The sequence below is a fragment of the Streptomyces sp. CCM_MD2014 genome (assembly GCF_000772045.1).
Lineage (GTDB): Bacteria > Actinomycetota > Actinomycetes > Streptomycetales > Streptomycetaceae > Streptomyces > Streptomyces salinarius.
Map to the genome: position 1 here is coordinate 5,347,544 of NZ_CP009754.1, position 14,939 is coordinate 5,362,482.

The following is a 14,939-nucleotide window of genomic DNA, read 5'->3' on the forward strand; positions in this document are numbered from 1 at the left end:
CGGCTTGGTGACTGCTCGCGGCTGTGTCAGTCAGTGGAGGATGTTGGCGGCCAGGCGGGCTGCTCTTCGGGTTCGGGGGGTGGACAGGCGGCGGGCTGCTGGGCGGAGGACCGTGGCGGTCGGGCCCGTCGGCTGCCAGGTGATCTGCAGGCGACCCGGGTTGTGGCCCTCCGGGCGGAGGGTGACGCGGTGGGGGGTGAGACCGGCGCGGTGGGGGACGCGGGCCGTGAGGGGCGGGAAGGCCAGCGGCGCCAGGAGGATGCCCGTGTGGGTGCGGCCGCGGTGCCAGAGGCGGAGGACGGGATGGCGGGTGCCCTCGAAGCCGTGGAGCGGGAGACGGGCCGCCGCCAGGTCAAGGCGGACCCGGCCCTCGAACACCCCGGGGCGGACGGGCGAGAGGCGGAAGGGCACCGTGAGGCGCCGACGGCCGGGGGACAGGTGGAGCACCGCGCGCTGGGGCCCGACAGGGAGGCGCAGGGCGGGGTCGTAGGTGCGGACGGTGAGGTCGACGGAGGCACCCGGGCCGCGCGTGATCTCCGTGATCTCGTGCCGGAGCAGGGCGGTGAAGAACGGCCGGGTGTCCAGCTCCAGGTCCGTCAGGTCCAGCTCGCGGCGGGCCTCGGGGGATCCCGGAACGCCCTCGCCCCAGTACACGCGGCCGCTCTCCTCGTCCGGCGTCACGCAGCGCGGTGCCACGTCGTGGCCGAGGCCCCGGGCCGCCGTGCGGACGTCGGACAGGCGCCGGTCGCGCAGCAGGCGCAGGACGACCCGTTCGGAACGGGGCAGCCGGGCGTAGGCGCCCTCGGCGAGCGTGTCGAGGTAGGGGTTCATCAGGTCCGCGAAGGAGGCCAGCCAGGTGTCGTCGCGGTAGGGGAGGTCCCCGGCGTACATCCGGAAGTCGTGCTTGAGGAACTTGAAGTCCTTGTCCTCGCGCAGTCCCTCGTGCCCGCTCTCGGCCAGGAACGCGTCGATGAGGCGCTGCACGTGGACGCGGTCGCGGACGTTGGTGAGCTTGTGCCGCTGGTTGGAGATGGAGGCGGCGTCGGAGGCGGCGTAGGGGGCGATGTACCAGCGGTAGACCGGGTCGGGGACGACGGTGAACGTCTTGGCCAGGCAGTACGCCTGGGCCGAGAAGAGCTGGTCCTCGTAGTGGATGCCCTCGGGGAAGCGCAGGCCGTGGCGGTCGAGGAAGGCGCGGGCGTACATCTTGCTGGTGGAGAGGTGCTCGAAGAACAGCCGCGGGTCGGCCTCGATGCCGTCCAGGGTGCGGCGCTCGGCGACCAGGTGCGGCATCCAGGTCGTACGGCGTCCGCCGTCCACGCGGATGCGGTGCACGGCGCCCATGGCGAAGTCGAGGTCGCGTTCGCGGTGGGCGGCGAGGAGGACCTCGACGGCGCGTTCGGGGAGTTCGTCGTCGCTGTCCAGGAACATCAGGTACGGCGCCCGGGCGATCTCCAGGGCGCGGTTGCGCGGGGCGCTGCACCCGCCGCTGTTCTCCGGCAGCCGGAGGTACACGACCCGCGGGTCGTGGGCGGCCAGTTCGCGCGCCACCTCCTCGGTCGCGTCGGTCGAGTGGTCGTCGCTGATGACGACCTCGATGTTGGCGTGGGTCTGGCGCAGCACGGACGCGACGGCGCGGGGGAGGCGCTCGGCGTCGTTGTAGACGATGACCGTGACGGTGACGTCCGGCGTCCTCACGGGGAGGGCCGTGACCGTGGCCGGGCTCGTGGTGGCTGTCCTCATGACGCGGTGGCCTCCTCGGGGCTCGGGGCCGGGGTGCGGTCCTCGACCGGCAGGACCGGGGGCAGCGTCCGCTCGTCCTCGCCGAGGAAGACCCGGCGCACGACGCGTTCGGCGGCGTGGCCGTCGTCGTACTCGCAGAAGCGGCGACGGAAGGCGGCGCGTGCCTTGGTCGCGCGTTCGTCGTGCCAGGCGTCGGTGGTGAGGATCTCCGTCAGCTCCGCCTGGCTGCGGGCGACCGGTCCCGGGGCCTCGGCCATCAGGTCGAAGTAGACGCCGCGGGTGGTGCGGTAGGTCTCCCAGTCGTCGGCGTGGACGACGATCGGGCGGTCGAGGTTGGCGTAGTCGAACATGATCGACGAGTAGTCGGTGACCAGCGCGTCGGCGGCCAGGCACAGTTCCTCGACGGGTTCGTAGGAGGAGACGTCGACGAGGCGGCCGGTGCGGCGCAGGCCCCCCAGGGGGGAGGCGGTGGCGTCGTAGAAGTAGTGCGCACGCACCAGCAGGACCGTTTCCTCGCCGAGCCGGTCGGCGAGGGCGGCGAGGTCCAGACGCGGGGTCCAGCCGGCTTCGTAGTCGCGGTGGGTGGGCGCGTAGAGGATCGCGCGACGGCCGGGCGCGATGCCGAGGCGTGCGCGGGCCGCGCGGACCTCGGCGGCGCCGGCGGTGTAGTAGACGTCGTTGCGCGGATAGCCGTGGTCCAGGGAGATGTGGTGGGACGGGTAGGCCCGCTGCCACATGCGGGTGGAGTGGCTGTTGGCGGAGACGCTGTAGTCCCACTTGTCGACGCGCTCGAGCAGGGCCCGGAAGTCCAGGCCGTGGGCGGCGGCGGGGTAGGGGAGCTGGTCCACGCCCATGCGTTTGAGCGGGGTGCCGTGGTGGGTCTGGAGGTGGACGGTGCCGGGGCGTTTGACCACCGCGTCGGGGAAGTTGACGTTGTTGACGAGGTACTTGGCGCGGGCCAGCACCTCCCAGTAGCGGCGGGTGCCGGGCACCACGTGGTCGGTGCCGGGCGGCAGCAGGGCCGCGCCCTGCGCCGTGACCACCCACACCGGGTGGATGCTCGGGGCGAGTTCCGCGAGCTTGGCGGCGACGGCGGCCGGATTGCAGGCCACCCCGCGGTTCCAGTACGCCGAGAAGACCGCGAGGTGCGGATCGACCGGGCGGGCCAGGGCGGCGCGGTACTGGAGAGAGCGCAGCCGCGTGCCGGCCCGGCGCCTGCCGGTGCGTACGGCGGAGCGCAGCCCGCGGCGGGCGTGGTTGGCGGTCTGGAGGGCGCGGTACTTGCCGTAGGCGCCCTCCTCGAGGAGCGACCGGCGCATCCCTTCCAGCCCGGCGGGCTGCCGGTGGCCGTCGGGGCGGTGGCGCCGGGCGGTCACGGACGCCCGGTGGAAGAACTCCCGTGCCACGTCGTCGGGCATCCCGGCGCGGGCGAAGGTGCGCAGGCAGTCGCGGACCATCAGGTCGTACAGGGTGCGGTGGACGGCGGGCCGGTCGGCCGTGAGACCGAGCAGCGCCTCGTAGCGGTCGACCAGGGCGTACCGCTGCGCCGGTGTGGGCGGCGGGAGGCTCTCCGGGCGCAGCCTGCGGTCCTCGTACGCCGGGTGCGGCAGGCAGGCGACGCGGTCGGCGAGCAGCAGGGCGGCGTAGGCGGCGAACGGCTCGTCCTCGGTGGTCAGGAGCCGTTCGTGGGCCCGCCAGAACCCGGCGCGCACGACCCGGTTGCCGAGCAGCGGGGCGAGCCGGAGCAGCCCCGCGCGGTCGTCGAGGGCGAGACCCTCCTCGGCGCGGCCCGCGCGGGCGAGGCGGGGCCCGTCGGGCGAGGGCAGGCCGGAGGCCCGCCAGGAGCTGCGGACGTGGTCGAACAGCAGGACGTCCACCGGGCCGGGCAGGCCCGCGGTGTGCCGGGCGACGGCGGACGGGGCGCCGGCCGGCAGCCCGTCCTTGGCGTGCACGAAGTGCAGCCACCGGCCCCGCGCCCGGGCCGCCCCGGCCGAGCGGGCCGCCGCGTCCCCCGCCCCCTCCGGGAGCGGCAGCACGGTGAAGGCGGGGGCGTGCCGCTCGGCCGTCTCCCGCGCCCAGTCCCCGACGGCCGCGACGATCACCTCGACACCGGTGAGGGGGTGGGCGTCCAGGGAGTCGAGGAGGGCGGGCAGGTGGTCCTGGACGTTGCGGCCGTGGACGACGACGCTGAGGTCGGGGGCCGTTTCGGGGAACGGATCGGGGACCGTCTCGGGCATCGCGGGACTCCTTCGCCTCGGCCTTCGCTGCGTCGCTCCCGGAGCACTCCTGTGGGTCGGCTTCTATTCGGTCATAGTGACATCAATCAGGCAAAAGGATTAATCGGGAGGGCGGTGAGTACGCCTTCCGAGGGAGCCGCCCCTCCCCGCGGGGCGAGGGGGGCTCACAGGGCCGCCGGTGCCTTCGGTGCGGCCGCGGCGGGCTTGGCCTGCGGTTTGGGTGCCGCCTTGGGGGCTCCCTTGCCCGGGCCGCCGGTGAACTTCTCGTACTCCTTCAGGACCTCGTCCGTCGGCCCGTCCATCCGCAGCTCGCCGCGCTCCAGCCACAGCACCCGGTCGCAGGTGTCGCGGATCGACTTGTTGCTGTGGCTGACCAGGAAGACCGTGCCGGCGTGCTCGCGCAGCTCCCGGATGCGTTCCTCGGAGCGCTTCTGGAAGGAACGGTCGCCGGTGGCCAGGGCCTCGTCGACGAGGAGCACGTCGTGGTCCTTGGCGGCGGCGATGGAGAACCGCAGCCGGGCCGCCATGCCGGAGGAGTACGTGCGCATCGGCAGGGTGATGAAGTCGCCCTTGTCGTTGATCCCGGAGAAGTCGACGATCTCCTGGTACCGCTCCTTGATCTGTGCCCGGGACATGCCCATCGCGAGACCGCCGAGGTACACGTTGCGCTCGCCGGTGAGGTCGTTCATCAGGGCGGCGTTCACGCCGAGCAGGGAGGGCTGCCCGTCGGTGTAGATCCGGCCGTTCTCGACCGGGAGCAGGCCGGCGACCGCCTTGAGCAGCGTCGACTTGCCCGAACCGTTGGTGCCTATCAGGCCGATGGCCTCGCCGCGGTACGCCACGAAGGACACGTTCTTCACGGCGTGCACGCGGCGTACACCGGCCGCCTTCTCGGTCTTCTTGCGGCGCAGGATGCGGTTGAGGGCGGCGGTCGCGGAGCCGCGGCCGGCGCCGGTGCCGTTGACCCGGTAGACGATGTCGACGCCGTCGGCGACGACGGTGGGCACGCGCTCGGCGGGGGTGTTGTCAGCGGGGGTGTCAGCCACGACCGTACGTCTCCTCGGCCTTCCAGAAGTAGATGAAGCCGCCGATCCCGGCGACCAGCGCCCAGCCCAGGGCCAGTGCCCAGACGTGGTCGGGCAGCATGCCGCCGCCGAAGCTGTCGATCAGCGCGAACCGCATCAGGTCGATGTAGACGACGGCCGGGTTGGCCTGGAGCAGCGGGCCGACCCAGGACGGCAGGCCGCTGTCCGGGCCGGTCATGTGGTGGATGCTGAACATGACGCCCGAGGCGTACATCCAGGTGCGCAGCAGGAACGGCATCAGCTGGGCCATGTCGGGGATCTTCGAGCCCACCCGGGCCATGACCATCGCCAGGCCCGTGTTGAACACGAACTGCAGCGTCAGCGCCGGGACCGCGAGCAGCCAGGAGGGGCCGGGCGGCACGCCGAACGCCAGCAGGATCACGACGAGGGCGCCCATCGAGAACAGCAGCTGCTGGAGCTGCTGGAGGCAGAAGGACACCGGCAGCGCCGCCCGCGGGAAGTGCAGGGCGCGGACGAGGCCGAGGTTGCCGGAGATGGCCCGGGTGCCCGCCATGACCGAGCTCTGCGTGAACGTCCACACGAACACGCCGGTCACCAGGAACGGGACGAAGTCCTCCACGCCGCGGCTGGTGTTCATCAGCATGCCGAAGATGAAGTAGTACACCGCCGCGTTGAGCAGGGGCGTCATCACCTGCCAGACCTGGCCCAGCTTGGCCTGGCTGTACTGGGCGGTGAGCTTGGCGGTGGAGAAGGCGCCGATGAAGTGCCGGCGCGCCCACAGCTGGCGGACGTACTCGGGCAGGGAGGGGCGGGCACCGCTGACCGACAGTCCGTGCCGGGCGGCGAGTGCCGCGAGGTCGTCCGGGTCGGGGGCGGGTGCGGGGGCGGCCTGGGCCGACGCCTGGGTCGGGGGCGGGGGGTCGAGGACCTGGCTCACATCCGGTGCTTTCGCTCGGGGGAGGGGGCGAGAGGGCGCCGCCCGTCGTTCACCCGGGTGACCGTGTGTGTTCACTTACGTCGGGACGGCACCGTATCGTCGTAACGTGAGCGTAGGGCGTGGCGACGCCGGAACGCAACCGTTTCGTCGTGACGCCCTATGCTTGACGCGCATGACGACCAACGCCGCCGCCGACGAGCCGACGCCGCGCCCGCGCCGCCGGGCCCCCGCCGGGGCGGCGGTGCTGCGCGAGGACGTGACGGAGGCCATCCGGGCGGCGGTCTTCGAGGAACTGGCGGCGGTCGGCTACGCCCGGATGTCCATCGAGGGCATCGCGCGCCGCGCTGGCGTCGGCAAGACGGCCGTCTACCGGCGCTGGCGCTCCAAGCTGCACCTGGTGCTCGACATCGTCTCCGCCCTCGCCGTCCAGGGCCTGCCCGCGCCGGACACCGGCTCCCTGGAGGGCGACCTGCGGCTGCTGTACGAGGTGACCTCCCGCGCCCTGCGCCACCCGGTGGCCTCGCAGATCATCCCCGACCTCCAGGCGGAGGCGGCCCGCAATCCCGACATCGCCGAGGCGCTGCAGAAGACCCTGCGCGAGGGCCAGGACGGCGTCGCCAGCCGGATCCTCGCGGCGGCGACCGAACGCGGCGAGCTGAGTCCCGACCTCGACACCGACCTGGCCCTCGACCTGATCTCGGGCCCGCTGTACTGGCGCGCGGTGGTCGTCCGCAGCCCGAAGCTGCCGAAGGGCTACCTGGGCTCACTGGCCCGGGCGACGGCTCAGGGTCTGAAGGCGGTCTGAGCCCGGGGCGGACTGTCAGTGGTCGTCAGTGGTGACTGTCAGTCAGTGGTCGTCAGTGGTGCCTGTCATGATGCCGCGCGTCGTGGCCGACGGCGAGACCCTGGTCTCCAGGGTGCAGGTCCCGCACGAGACGATGGGCGTCCCATGGGCGTCCCCCGGACCGTGTCCCTGTGGACGGTCCGGGACGGGCGGATAATCGACGGCCGGGAGTACTGACGGCCCTGGGCTCGGACCCGTCGCCCGAGTGGCGGGCGGCGTTCGTGCGACCGCTGCAGGCGGGCCGGCGGGGGTGTGACGGGAGGGTGGACATGAGGCGCGCGTGGACAGGTCCGGTGCTGTTGCTGATCGCCGGAGCGGGAGCCGCGACCGGGCCGTTCGTGCAGGGGCGCACGGGGACGGGTGCCGTGCTGTTGCTGGTGTTCGTGCTGGTGGCGGGGGCGACCTCGCCGCTGGTGTTCCCCCGGTCGGTCGGTGCGGTGGAGGCGCGGCGGCGCAGTGCCGCGGACGGGCGGCCGGTCGTGTTCTGGCGGCCCGGGTGTACCTACTGCATGCGGCTGCGCTTCCGGCTGGGCCGGAGGGCGCGGCGGTTGCACTGGGTCGACATCTGGCGGGACGAGGCCGGGGCGGAGCTGGTGCGGGAGGCCAACGACGGCGACGAGACCGTGCCCACGCTGCTCGTGGCGGGCCGGGCGTACACCAATCCCGACCCCGCGTGGGTGCGTGAGCAGGTCTCCTCGGCCCGGTGACCGGGCGGCCTGGTGGCCCGGGGGGCCGGCGCCACGGCGCTGCGCGCCCCGGTGTCAGTCCCGGGCCGCCTCCGGGTGGAGCCGTACCCAGCCGGCCCAGGCCGACGTGATCATGTCCTCGACGTCGTACTTGGCCTTCCAGCCCAGTTCGACGGCGGCACGGTCGGCCGAGGCGACGACGCGGGCCGGGTCGCCGGGGCGGCGCGGGGTGACCGTCGGGGGCTGGTCGTAGCCGGTGAGGGCGTTGATGCGGTCGATCATCTCGCGGACGGAGACGCCCTCGCCCCTGCCGATGTTGAGGGTGAGGGTGCGGCCGGGGGAGGACTGCAGGGCGCGGGCCGCCGCCACGTGGGCCTCGGCCAGGTCGACGACGTGGATGTAGTCGCGCACGCAGGTGCCGTCCGGGGTGGCGTAGTCGTCGCCGAAGATGCGCGGGGCCGCCGACTCCGTCAGCTTCTCGAAGACCATCGGGACGAGGTTGTAGACGCCGGTGTCGGCCAGCTCCGGGCTCGCCGCGCCCGCGACGTTGAAGTAACGGAGGGAAGCCGTGGCCAGGCCCGAGGCCTTGCCGGTGGCTCGGACCAGCCACTCGCCGGCCAGCTTGGTCTCGCCGTACGGCGACATCGGCACGCACGGCGTCTCCTCGGTCACCAGGTCGACGTCGGGCATGCCGTACACGGCGGCGGAGGAGGAGAAGACGAAGGACGGGACCTCCGCCTCCGTGACCGCCTCCAGCAGGACCCGCAGGCCCTCGACGTTCTGCCGGTAGTAGTGCAGCGGCAGGTCCACCGACTCGCCGACCTGCTTCTTGGCGGCCAGGTGCACGACGCCGGTGACCGAGTGGTCGGCCAGGGCGCGCGCGACCCGCTCGCCGTCCAGGACCGAGCCCACCACCAGGGGAACGCCGTCGGGCACGCGCTCGGCGATGCCCGTGGACAGGTCGTCGTAGACGACGGCCTTCTCGCCCGCCTCGGTCATCGCCCTTACGACGTGCGCCCCGATGTATCCGGCGCCGCCGGTGATCAGCCAGGTCATTGCGGCCGTCCCCTTACGTTCGGTGGTTCTTGGTGCCCATGATCCGTCATCCCGGCAGCCGCCGGGCGTCCGCACCCGTCAGGACGGTACGGACCGTGCGGGTGCCGGATCGGTACCGTACGCGTCCAGGGCCGCCGTGAGCCGGTCGAGGCGGGCGCGCAGGTCGCGGACCTCGCTGATGTCCAGGCCGGTCGCCGCGGCGATCCGGCGCGGTACCTCGACGGCCCGCTCGCGCAGCGCGGCGCCTTCCCCGGTCAGCCGCACCTCCACCGACCGCTCGTCGCGCGCACTGCGCTCGCGCCGGACCAGACCGGCCGCCTCCAGCCGCTTGAGCAGGGGCGACAGGGTGCCGGAGTCCAGGCGGAGGTGCTCGCCGAGCTTCTTCACCGGCAGCTCGCCGTGCTCCCACAGCACCAGCATCACCAGGTACTGCGGGTACGTGAGCCCCAGCTCCTTGAGGACCACGCGGTAGACGCCGCCGAAGGCGCGCGACGCGGCGTTCAGGGAGAAGCAGATCTGCTGGTCCAGGCGGAGCCAGTCGGTCGCGGGCGGGGTGGTCATGCCTCCCAGGGTAGCGGACGGGATTTGTGCGTCATTGAGTTGTGCACAACTTAATTGCGTGCTCTACTTGTGGGCGTCAAGCCACGCAGTCTCCTTCCGAAAGGGACGGTCTCCCATGGACGCGATCTACACCGCCGCCGCCACCGCCACCCACGGCCGTGACGGCCGTGCCGTCAGCTCCGACGGCACGCTCGACCTCGCGCTCGGCGTCCCCGTCGAGATGGGCGGCAACGGGCAGGGCACCAACCCCGAGCAGCTTTTCGCCGCCGGTTACGCCGCCTGTTTCGGCAGCGCCCTCGGTGTGGTCGGCCGCGCGGCGAAGGTCGACGTCAGCGACGCCGCGGTGACCGCCGAGGTCGGCATCGGCAAGGAGGGCGAGGGCTTCGCGCTCGCCGTCACCCTCCGGGTCGAGCTGCCCGACGGCCTCGACGAGGAGACCGGCCGCAAGCTGGTCGAGCAGGCCCACCAGGTCTGCCCCTACTCCAACGCCACCCGCGGCAACATCCCGGTCGACCTCGTCATCGAGTAGTCCCCTTCCGGGGAGCGGTGCTCAGCCGACCCGGGCCAGCACCTCCCCCGTCCGTTCGCTCCACGCCACCACCACCGCCTCCTCGGGCACCGGGTGCCAGCGGGTCAGCAGCAGCCAGCGGACGTGGTAGCGGCGTACGACGGCGGCGCGCTCGGCGCGGGTCGAGTCCGGCGCGAGGTACGCCTCGGCGTCGGCCACCCGCCGCCCGCGCTCCCGCTCGTCCAGCGACGGGTCCGGCCATGCGGGCGCCGCGAGGTTCGGGCCGTACCCGGCGATGGCGTGCCCGGCGTAGTAGCCGTCGGTGATCACCACCTCGCCGGGGCCGATGTGCCGGGCCGCCCACTCGTACGTCGGCCACTGCGGCGGCTGCTCGAAGCCGACCGGGTCCAGCGCGCGCGGCACCACCGCTCCCGCGTGGACCGTGAGGAACCCGAGCAGCGCACCGGCCGTCGCGGTCCAGCCCAGCGCCGCCCGCCACCGCCCCCACGGCCTGGGCGCCGCCAGCTCCACCGCCAGCGCGAACTGCAAGGGCACCAGAGTGAGCCCGAGGATCCGGCCATAGGTGTAGTGGCCGCTGAACCAGCCGTACGCCACCACCGCGCAGTCCAGCGCGAACATCAGCACCAGCGGGTCCCGGCGCGAGCGGCGTCCGCGCGCCCACAGGGCCGGCAGGCCGAGCAGCGCCAGCCAGAACTCCCCGGGCAGGTCGAGGTACAGGACCCGGTGCATGGCGTCCACGCTGCCGTCGCCGGCCAGCGCGAACACGTCGAAGTACGGCCAGGCCGCCGCCGCCCCCACCGCCACGGCGCCCGTCAGCGCCCACCGTCCCGCGACCGGCCCGCGCCACCCGCGCTGCCATCCGGCCACCAGCGCCACCGCGCCGATCACCGCCGCCACCGAGGTGATCGGGTGGACGAGGAGGATCAGGCCGTAGAGGCCGCCCAGCGCCGCGTATCCGGGCAGCCCGCGCAGTCCGCTCGGCCCCACGTACCGCACCCGGCGCGTATCCCGCGTCCGTGCGCCCGTCAGCGCCCAGGCCCAGAAGGTGAGCCCGATGGCGAACGTCGACGGGTAGCCGAGGTTGCCCGTCATCGACATCAGCCCGAGATAGCCGCTCCACCAGGCCCGCTCCGTGCCCCACAGCAGCGTCATCGCGCCCAGTGCGAGGACCGGTGCCCACGGCCGCGGGGTCAGCACCCGGACGAAGCGGTTCAGGCCGGTCAGCAGCACCAGCAGGTTCAGCGGCCCGGCGAGCCGCACCACCTCCCAGCCGCCCAGCCCCGTCAGCCGGGCGAACACGCCCTCGGCCACCGCGTACGGCGAGTAGTACGCGCTGCCCTCGCCCGGCAGGTCGGCCATCGGGTGGCGGGGGTGGAGGAGGTCGGCCTTCAGGCGCTCGACGACGGCCGCGTGCTGGCCGGCGTCGCAGCACAGCGGCACCGCCCAGTACGCCAGCGTCGTCACGAGGAAGAAGCAGAAACCGGCGACCTGGTACGGGGTGGGCCGCCAGGTGCGGCCCCCGCGCAGCGCCGTCGCGCCGCGCACCGGCCGCCGGACGAGGACGCCGGCGCTCACAGGACGGACGAGGAAAAGTGCATTCGGGACATTTGCCGTATGTTCCCGATGTTCCCGAGGGGATCGGCCCCGTGAACCCAAGTCACCTCAACGGGTGACGCTCAGCCCGCTCAGCCCGGTCAGGCCGCTCAGCCCACCGCCTCCGCCCGGTCCCGCTCCCCTCGCGACCCGCGCACCGGCAGGGGCGCCCGGCCGCCGGCCCGCGCCACCGGCTCCAGCAGCAGCGGCACCCCCACCACCGGCAGCAGCCACGCCAGCACGATCAGCCGCTCCCCCCAGATGTTGATGTCCGGATGCCCGGCCTGCGTGAGGATCCCGGTGAACGCCGCCGCGACCAGGAAGCCGCCGACCGCGCCCCCGCGCCGCAGCGCGCCCCACGCCCCGGCACCCAGCGCCGCGGCGAACAGCGGCTGCCAGGCCTGCCTGCGCAGCCATTCCACCCAGAAGTTGCCCTGCAACTGCCAGAACTCCGGCCACGGATGCTTCCGGTCGGGACGGTTGAAGTGGCCGGTGAGCAGGTCCTGGAGGCTGTCCGTCTCGGAGGGGTAGTGCAGCAGCCGTGCCAGCAGCAGGGTGACGGCCACGCCCGCCAGGCCCACGGCCGCGAGCGCCAGCACCTCCCGGGGCGCCGGACCGCCCCGCCCCTGTGCCCGTCGCCGGTGCCGCCGCAGGGCGATCGCCGCCCCCGCCGCCGCGAAGCACACGCCCAGGAACAGCGCCTGGGAGTGCTTCACCGTGAACAGGGCGAGCAGCGAACCGGCGACCAGCGCCAGCCCCGCCCGCGGCCGCCCGGCCCGCAGCACCAGCGCGCAGCCCCACACCGCCGCCAGGGTCAGCGCCATCAGCAGGCCCTCGGTCATCGGGCGCATCGCGGTCGTCCCGCACGGCAGCACGTAGTACAGCGCCTGGCCCGTCAGGGCGAGCGGCACCGGCACCGCCAGGGTGCGCAGGATCAGGAAGACCAGGACGCCGCCCGCGCACGCGATCACGACTCCCGCCGCCCACAGGCCCCACGTCACCCCGAAGGCCAGGACGAACGGCACCAGGAACGCCGGGTAGCCGGGCCGCGCCTCGAAGATCGCCATGAAGCGCTCCGGCATGTACGGCACGGTGTGCCCGCCGGTCTGTCCGGCCGCCAGCCGCGGCCGGACCACCGCCCACTCCCGCTCGCGGCACTCGGCCGTCACCTCGTCGGTGGGGTCGGCGCGGTGGAAGCGGACCACGTGCACGCTCTGGTCCCGGCGGGCCCGCTCCGCCCGGCTCGCACACACGTAGTCGATGGTGGCCGTCGCCGCCGCGCGCTTGTCCTGGCCGGTCAGGCTCAGCGCGTACGACAGGTAGTTCTTGGTGTCGGGGGTGTCCCGGCCGGTGACGTTCGCGAGCTGGAGCGCGGCGAACACGGCGGCCAGGACCAGCACCCCCAGGAACCGGCCGCCCGGCCGGCTGCCGGGCCTCGTGCCGCCGGGCCTCGTGCCGCCGGGCCTCATGTGGAGGGCAGCAGGTCGCGTCCGGACGGGACGCCCCGGGCGCCGGGGACGCCCGAGGGCTCGGGACCGGGCATCGGCTCGCCCAGGAGCAGCGTCCGCACCACCCGCTCGGCGGCCCGGCCGTCCTCGTACTCGCAGTACCGCGCCCGGAAGGACGCCCGCAGCCGCGCCGCCTCCTCGTCCCGCCACGCCCCGGACGCCAGCAGCCACGCCAGCTCCCGGTAGGAGCGCGAGACGTGCCCGGGCGCCTCCTCGGTGATGTCGAAGTACGCGCCGCGCGTCGCCGCGTACGGCCCCCAGTCGTCGGCGTGGATCAGGATCGGCCGGTCGAGGAGGACGTAGTCGAACATCAGCGCGGAGTAGTCGGTGATCAGCAGGTCGGAGGCGAGCATCAGATCCTCGACGTGCGGTTCGTCCGTCACGTCGACCACCACGCCCCGCCGGTGCAGCTCCGACAGGCCGAGACCCCGCGCCGGGCCGGTGGCCAGAGAGGGGTGCAGCCGGACCAGCAGCGTGTGGTCCTCGCCGAGGTCGGCGGCGAGCCGGGCCACGTCCAGGCGTTCGACGAGCCCCCCGCGCCGGTACTCGCGACGGGTCGGCGCGTACAGCACGACGGTGTGGCCGTCGGGGACGCCGAGCCGCTCGCGGACCCGGTGGCCGTCCTCCGGACCGGCGTTCACCAGGACGTCGTTGCGCGGGCTGCCGGTGCGCGCGGACGTGAAGTGGCAGGGGTAGGCCCGCTCCCAGATCCGTTCCGCGTACCGGCCCGCGACCAGGCTGTGGTCCCAGCGGTCGGACCGGCGCAGCATCTGCGGCACGTCCAGGCCGAGCCGGGCGCCGGGCCTGCCCAGCAGATCGACGCCCATGTACTTGAGCGGGGTGCCCTGGTGGGTGTGGATGTGGACGCTGCCCTCCCGCTTCGCCACCGTGCCCGGCCAGTTGACGTTGTTGACGAGGAACGCCGCCCGCTCGGTCACCCGCCGGTAGGCGGCGCTGCCCAGGAGCACGTGCTCGGTGCCCGGCGGCAGCAGGGCGGGGTCCGCCGCGCACTCCTCGTCCCGCACCACCCACACCCCGCGCAGGTGCGGGGCGTGCTCACGGGCCGCGCGGTGGATCGCCGCGGGGTCGCCGAGCACGCCCCGGTGGGAGAAGGCCGAGTACACGACGAGGTCCGGGTCCAGCGCCCGGCGGGGGAGCAGCCCGGCCGCGGCCCGGCGGGCCCGCCCGGCGGCCGTGCCGCGCGCCTGCCGGGTACGGCGCTCCAGCTCCCGGACCGCCCGCCCGGACTGCCGACGCAGCCGGTAGGCGGCGTACGACCCCTCCAGCACCCGGAGTTCGGCCGGGACCGCCGCGTCCTTCGGCCGGTACGCGCGGAACATCTGCGCCGTGCGGTGGAAGAACTCGGCCCGGTCGGACGGCGGCAGGCGGTCCGGCTTGGACAGGATGTCCAGGCAGTGCTCGCCCATCTTGGCGTGCAGGAACGCCCGCCACCGCTCCGCCAGCTCCGGGCGGGCGTCGAGGAAGGCGAAGACCCGCTCGTACTGCGCGTGGACGTCGAAGTGCTTGCGGCTGGTGGTGGACAGGATGTTGCCCTGGCGGCGCTGGCGGTAGTTCAGGCAGATCCGGTCCAGCGCGGCGATCCGCTGCGCGCTGAACATGACCGGGAAGGTCCAGGGCGTGTCCTCGTAGTAGCCCGGCGGGAAGGTGAAGCCCTCGTGGTCGACGAAGTCGCGGCGGTAGAGCTTGTTCCACACCACCATCAGCAGGTCGAGGATCTCCGGGTGCCCGGCCGCCGTGAACGTGCCGTCGCCGGCCTCCGCGAGCACCCGGGCCAGGACGTTGCGCCGGGTACCGCCCCACCAGTAGGTGCGCGCGTAGTCGAAGACCAGCACGTCCGGATCGTCCGTCTCCGCCAGCCGGTCGGCCATCGCGCGCAGGGCGCCCGGGGTGAGGGAGTCGTCGCTGTCGAGGAAGAAGAGGTAGTCGCCGGTGGCGTGCGGCATCCCGGCGTTGCGGGCCCGGCCGAGGCCGACGTTCTCCTCCAGGTGCAGCACCCGCACCCGGTCGTCGCGGGCCGCGTACTCGTCCAGGATCGCCCCCGAACCGTCCGGGGAGCAGTCGTCGACGGCGATCACCTCGATGTCCCGGAAGGACTGGTCCAGGACCGAGTCGAGGCACTCGCGCAGGAAGCCCTGCACCTTGAAGCAGGGGACGATGACGCTGAAGCGGGGCACGGCG

The 14,939-nt window shown here is 73.6% G+C and carries 12 protein-coding genes; 3 read left to right on the top strand and 9 right to left on the bottom strand.

What is annotated here, in order from left to right:
• Positions 1–30: 30 nt before the first annotated feature.
• The 4 genes from NI25_RS23905 to NI25_RS23920 all read right to left on the bottom strand — a co-directional run bounded on the left by NI25_RS23905 (position 31) and on the right by NI25_RS23920 (position 5,963).
• Positions 31–1,743: a glycosyltransferase family 2 protein gene (locus NI25_RS23905; RefSeq protein ID WP_061444402.1), complete on the bottom strand. Its 1,713-nt coding sequence runs from the start codon at positions 1,741–1,743 to the stop codon at positions 31–33.
• Positions 1,740–3,980, bottom strand: a complete 2,241-nt coding sequence (locus tag NI25_RS23910) for a CDP-glycerol glycerophosphotransferase family protein (protein WP_061444403.1) — start codon at positions 3,978–3,980, stop codon at positions 1,740–1,742. Before NI25_RS23910 ends, NI25_RS23905 begins: the two co-directional genes overlap by 4 nt.
• Positions 3,981–4,144: 164 nt before the next feature.
• The gene (locus NI25_RS23915) at positions 4,145–5,026 is read right to left on the bottom strand and encodes an ABC transporter ATP-binding protein (RefSeq protein ID WP_061444404.1); all 882 of its coding nucleotides are present in this window, start codon (positions 5,024–5,026) and stop codon (positions 4,145–4,147) included.
• Positions 5,019–5,963, bottom strand: a complete 945-nt coding sequence (locus NI25_RS23920; protein WP_061444405.1) for an ABC transporter permease — start codon at positions 5,961–5,963, stop codon at positions 5,019–5,021. Before NI25_RS23920 ends, NI25_RS23915 begins: the two co-directional genes overlap by 8 nt.
• Positions 5,964–6,135: 172 nt before the next feature.
• Between NI25_RS23920 and NI25_RS23925 the strand changes: the two genes are divergently transcribed.
• Both NI25_RS23925 and NI25_RS23930 read left to right on the top strand, forming a co-directional pair.
• Complete coding sequence (locus tag NI25_RS23925) at positions 6,136–6,768, top strand: TetR/AcrR family transcriptional regulator (RefSeq protein WP_061444406.1); 633 nt, start codon at positions 6,136–6,138, stop codon at positions 6,766–6,768.
• Between the two features lie 308 nt (positions 6,769–7,076).
• Entirely contained in the window at positions 7,077–7,514 is a 438-nt protein-coding gene (locus NI25_RS23930; RefSeq protein ID WP_061444407.1) for a glutaredoxin domain-containing protein, read from the top strand.
• A 54-nt stretch (positions 7,515–7,568) separates the two neighbouring features.
• On the opposite strand, the gene galE is transcribed toward NI25_RS23930, so the two are convergent.
• Together galE and NI25_RS23940 are read right to left on the bottom strand one after the other, a co-directional pair.
• Complete coding sequence (galE, locus tag NI25_RS23935; RefSeq protein WP_061444408.1) at positions 7,569–8,549, bottom strand: UDP-glucose 4-epimerase GalE; 981 nt, start codon at positions 8,547–8,549, stop codon at positions 7,569–7,571.
• A gap of 78 nt (positions 8,550–8,627) precedes the next feature.
• Positions 8,628–9,110: a MarR family winged helix-turn-helix transcriptional regulator gene (locus tag NI25_RS23940; RefSeq protein WP_061444409.1), complete on the bottom strand. Its 483-nt coding sequence runs from the start codon at positions 9,108–9,110 to the stop codon at positions 8,628–8,630.
• A gap of 115 nt (positions 9,111–9,225) precedes the next feature.
• Here NI25_RS23940 and NI25_RS23945 point away from each other — a divergent pair, with 115 nt between their 5' ends.
• Complete coding sequence (locus NI25_RS23945; protein WP_061444410.1) at positions 9,226–9,639, top strand: organic hydroperoxide resistance protein; 414 nt, start codon at positions 9,226–9,228, stop codon at positions 9,637–9,639.
• 21 nt (positions 9,640–9,660) lie between these two features.
• Here the strand turns inward: NI25_RS23945 and NI25_RS23950 are convergent, their stop codons facing one another.
• From NI25_RS23950 to NI25_RS23960, 3 genes are all read right to left on the bottom strand, one after another.
• Positions 9,661–11,214 carry a hypothetical protein gene (locus NI25_RS23950; RefSeq protein ID WP_061444411.1) on the bottom strand — a complete coding sequence of 518 codons (1,554 nt, stop codon included), beginning with the start codon at positions 11,212–11,214 and terminating at the stop codon, positions 9,661–9,663.
• A gap of 128 nt (positions 11,215–11,342) precedes the next feature.
• Positions 11,343–12,701: a hypothetical protein gene (locus tag NI25_RS23955; protein ID WP_420710755.1), complete on the bottom strand. Its 1,359-nt coding sequence runs from the start codon at positions 12,699–12,701 to the stop codon at positions 11,343–11,345.
• The gene (locus tag NI25_RS23960; RefSeq protein ID WP_061444412.1) at positions 12,698–14,935 is read right to left on the bottom strand and encodes a bifunctional glycosyltransferase/CDP-glycerol:glycerophosphate glycerophosphotransferase; all 2,238 of its coding nucleotides are present in this window, start codon (positions 14,933–14,935) and stop codon (positions 12,698–12,700) included. The genes NI25_RS23955 and NI25_RS23960 overlap by 4 nt, the downstream gene beginning before the upstream one ends.
• Between the last annotated feature and the right edge of the window lie 4 nt (positions 14,936–14,939).

Bases quoted from the DNA above. Each gene is read 5' to 3' on its own strand.
- NI25_RS23905 (WP_061444402.1), bottom strand. From the start codon at position 1,743: ATGAGGACAGCCACCACGAGCCCGGCCACGGTCACGGCCCTCCCCGTG.
- NI25_RS23940 (WP_061444409.1), bottom strand. From the start codon at position 9,110: ATGACCACCCCGCCCGCGACCGACTGGCTCCGCCTGGACCAGCAGATC.
- NI25_RS23955 (WP_420710755.1), bottom strand. From the start codon at position 12,701: ATGAGGCCCGGCGGCACGAGGCCCGGCGGCACGAGGCCCGGCAGCCGG.
- NI25_RS23910 (WP_061444403.1), bottom strand. From the start codon at position 3,980: ATGCCCGAGACGGTCCCCGATCCGTTCCCCGAAACGGCCCCCGACCTC.
- NI25_RS23945 (WP_061444410.1), top strand. From the start codon at position 9,226: ATGGACGCGATCTACACCGCCGCCGCCACCGCCACCCACGGCCGTGAC.
- NI25_RS23930 (WP_061444407.1), top strand. From the start codon at position 7,077: ATGAGGCGCGCGTGGACAGGTCCGGTGCTGTTGCTGATCGCCGGAGCG.
- galE (WP_061444408.1), bottom strand. From the start codon at position 8,549: ATGACCTGGCTGATCACCGGCGGCGCCGGATACATCGGGGCGCACGTC.
- NI25_RS23925 (WP_061444406.1), top strand. From the start codon at position 6,136: ATGACGACCAACGCCGCCGCCGACGAGCCGACGCCGCGCCCGCGCCGC.